The following is a 3093-nucleotide window of genomic DNA, read 5'->3' as shown; positions in this document are numbered from 1 at the left end:
ACAGCTGTTATTTAAAATATGGAAATCTTGGTTTCGAATTCATCGTTGTAAATCTATTAAACCAGAGCGATTAGAATGCCACCTTTATGGACAACTCATTAATATCCTATTATGTTCTTCTACTATGTTTAAAATGAGAGAACTCCTGTTAGGTAAAAAACAGAAAGAACTAAGTGAATATAAAGCGATGTACATAATTAAAGATTATTTCTTACTTTTTCATCAAGCACTACATAAAAACACCCAAGAATTATCAAAGATTCTCCTTCGTCTGTTTAACCTCCTACAGCGAAACGGACGAAAATCTCACAGATATGAGAAAAAAACAGTCTTTGATATTTCTTACGATTAGTCAATCATTATTTTTAGATTTTTAATCAATTGAATATCGCATATATTAAATTTAATGCAAACTAAATACCCCTAATATGTATTCATTTTTTTACTAGGGGGAATAAATATAGTATGATGAATGAGACTATGATTTCAGGCGGTTAACCGATAATCATAGTGTATATTATGTGTAATAAGGTAGAAGAGAAGCTTCAATAACTTATTTACACATGCGATTGACGCAACTTTATGACATTTGTTATAAGGTTGCGTTTTTAATTTATCATAATACTCAGCAATGTGGTTCTGTCCGTAACGACGTAGTTTTATCATGTTCTGGATAATGAGAAAAAGAAGCTTACGGAGATGCTTATTTCCACGTTTATTGATCTTATCTTTGAAAACAGTTTTTCCTGATTGAAAACGGCGTATATCAATACCTGCAAATGCATTAAGTTGTTTGTTATTCTTGAAGCGAGTAATATCACCGATTTCAGCTAACAAACGTATAGCCGTATTGGGACCTATTCCCGGAAAACTAAGAATAATTGGATATTCTGCGCGACTTTCAGCTAATCGTACCATCTTCGTGATACACTGTTCTTTTTGATGAAGGAGCTCCTGATAGCGTTTCGCGTACGATTTGAGTTGTTCACATAAAACGTCATCCTGACGTACGGCTGGATAAGAATACCTGGCAGCCTCAAGTACTTCCATAGCCTTCTTTTCTGCTATACGGATTGAGATGTTTTTATTGGTATTCTTACGAATCTGATTCTTCATGACCGTTTTAGAAAGATTTTGAACAAAATCTGGGTGAGGGAATAATTGAACAAAGTTTAAAAATAAATCTGACTTAGTTATGAAAATCTGTTCCAATTCCGGAAATGTCAATTGAATGACTTTATGCATTCGGCTACGAATCAAAGATAATTCGTCATCCAGTTCATTATAAAACCTTGAGAGTGATTTTAATTGATAAAATAAGTTATCTGTGCCTGTCTTTTCCCTTCGGGAAGCCGTGAAATGAGTGAGAGCTAATTGATGCGCATCGCTTCTATCGGTTTTATGAATCCGTAAGGAATCGCATTGTAATTTCGCTTCTAAAGGGTTCAACAGAAAGTATTCAAACTTGTTATCTTGCATAAAACGCTCTAGTTGTCTCGAATAGACACCAGTTGCTTCGAAAAAAATATGAGGTGATTTCTTATTTTCATTCATAAGTTGATCTATTCGTTTTCGTAGTTCTTCAAAATCAGGCTTAGAATGATTGATTTCCCTTTCAAAAATACATTGTTTTTGAGCATTATAAATAACCATATAACTTTTTCCCATACTAACATCGAACGCAATTACATGTTGCATATTTTGCCTCCTTATGTAGAATTGAAGTCCTCATCTTACTCTTATCGATTCCCATTTCTTATACACGATCTCAAGGATCCACATACTAAACTGATTCAAATAAGGTAAGTGAAGAAGGTCTGTTTTGGGTACGGATTTAAAATCCCAATATCAAAGCGACCTACTCTTCACTTCTACTATAAAAAAATAGTAGTGTAAACCAATGCATTGGTTTACACTACTAATCTTAGTATGTTTTGGGTGTTGTCTATGAGTATACCACTTCTACTCATCAGGTAGCATGGTAAAAAATTTGAAAACCGTCAGGGTTTATTTGATATGTCCACTTTTATAAAATCTACAAAAGATAATAAAAAACTATACGGAAAGACCGCATTTTGTTTAAAAATATATCTTAAGTTGATGGATGTGATCTCTAAGGATACCGTTTCTATTACACTGTCTTATAAATTTTATTTTTAGTGTCCTTAAATGTGGCGAATGTCGCTATAGCAACACCTAAATCATAGATTTCAAATTGTTATGGTATCTACCACATTTGCTGCTAGTCAATTATGTTCCAATTGTGAATACAAAACAAAGATGTTAAAAATCTAACCATTCGTAAGTGGGATTGCCCTTCTTGTAGCGCGCATCATGATAGAGATCGAAGTGCAGCACTCAATCTTAGAAACTAAGAAATTCTTCTCATAGCCGTTAGGTTTTGTATTTAGTAATCACTCACTTTAAACAGTTCGTGAGGATGTTAAGTGGTTAGTAGCTCAATCGAGTTACTAACAATGAATTGGTATTCTTTTTTTAGAATGCCTTATTTTTCTTACTTTCTTAACCAAATTATATCTTAGTTAATTCAATGATAATGGCTGGAAATATATTTTAGTTATTTAGTTTTACAGTGGATTTTCCGTTTCTGATATGAGCTTGTAACACTTGTATTAAACCTATCATATTATGTACAGAATATTTAAATTATATTGTGAAAGGAGAAATTAAAATGTCTCAAGCAAATATACCTAATATTACGCCAAATATTACATTAACCCGTGAAGAATCGATTAATTTATTATTAGCTTCGATAGCGTTAGAAGAATTAGGTTTAGCACATATTATTAATGCAGAAGCGGAAAAAATTCAACTTGCATTAGGTACTTTACCGGGCTTATCACCTGTAGCTACACTTAGCAATATTTTAGAAGTGAATGAAAGTGTAAATAGGACATTACAAACAGCCCTAAAAAAAGAAAGGGCTTTACAAGATAAATTAGAAATTGTATTACAAGCTCCTTCGTTTACAGGACCACCCGGGCCAACGGGAGCAACGGGACCTGCCGGAGGGCCGACAGGAGCAACGGGAGCGACAGGAGCAACAGGGGCGACGGGAGTAACGGGAGCAAC

General features: G+C 33.9%; 1 protein-coding gene and 3 pseudogenes. 3 read left to right on the top strand and 1 reads right to left on the bottom strand.

Annotated features, from left to right (window positions below; genetic code table 11):
• Positions 1-352: pseudogene (locus C4S65_RS33780) on the top strand (IS4 family transposase); the annotation flags it as partial.
• A 134-nt stretch (positions 353-486) separates the two neighbouring features.
• Here the strand turns inward: C4S65_RS33780 and C4S65_RS33775 are convergent.
• Positions 487-1698: an IS110 family transposase gene (locus tag C4S65_RS33775; RefSeq protein ID WP_103945929.1), complete on the bottom strand. Its 1212-nt coding sequence runs from the start codon at positions 1696-1698 to the stop codon at positions 487-489.
• A 513-nt stretch (positions 1699-2211) separates the two neighbouring features.
• Here C4S65_RS33775 and C4S65_RS33765 point away from each other — a divergent pair.
• A pseudogene (locus tag C4S65_RS33765) lies at positions 2212-2375 on the top strand (zinc ribbon domain-containing protein); the annotation flags it as partial.
• 317 nt (positions 2376-2692) lie between these two features.
• A pseudogene (locus C4S65_RS34875) lies at positions 2693-3093 on the top strand (collagen-like protein); the annotation flags it as partial.

It is taken from the genome of Bacillus sp. ok061, assembly GCF_900108285.1.
In the GTDB taxonomy this organism is placed as follows: Bacteria; Bacillota; Bacilli; order Bacillales; family Bacillaceae_G; genus Bacillus_A; species Bacillus_A thuringiensis_S.
This window is presented reverse-complemented; position numbering and strand designations above follow the sequence as displayed.

What these genes read in the sequence shown, in the direction of transcription:
- C4S65_RS33775 (WP_103945929.1), bottom strand. Translation starts at nt 1,698, where the DNA reads ATGCAACATGTAATTGCGTTCGATGTTAGTATGGGAAAAAGTTATATG.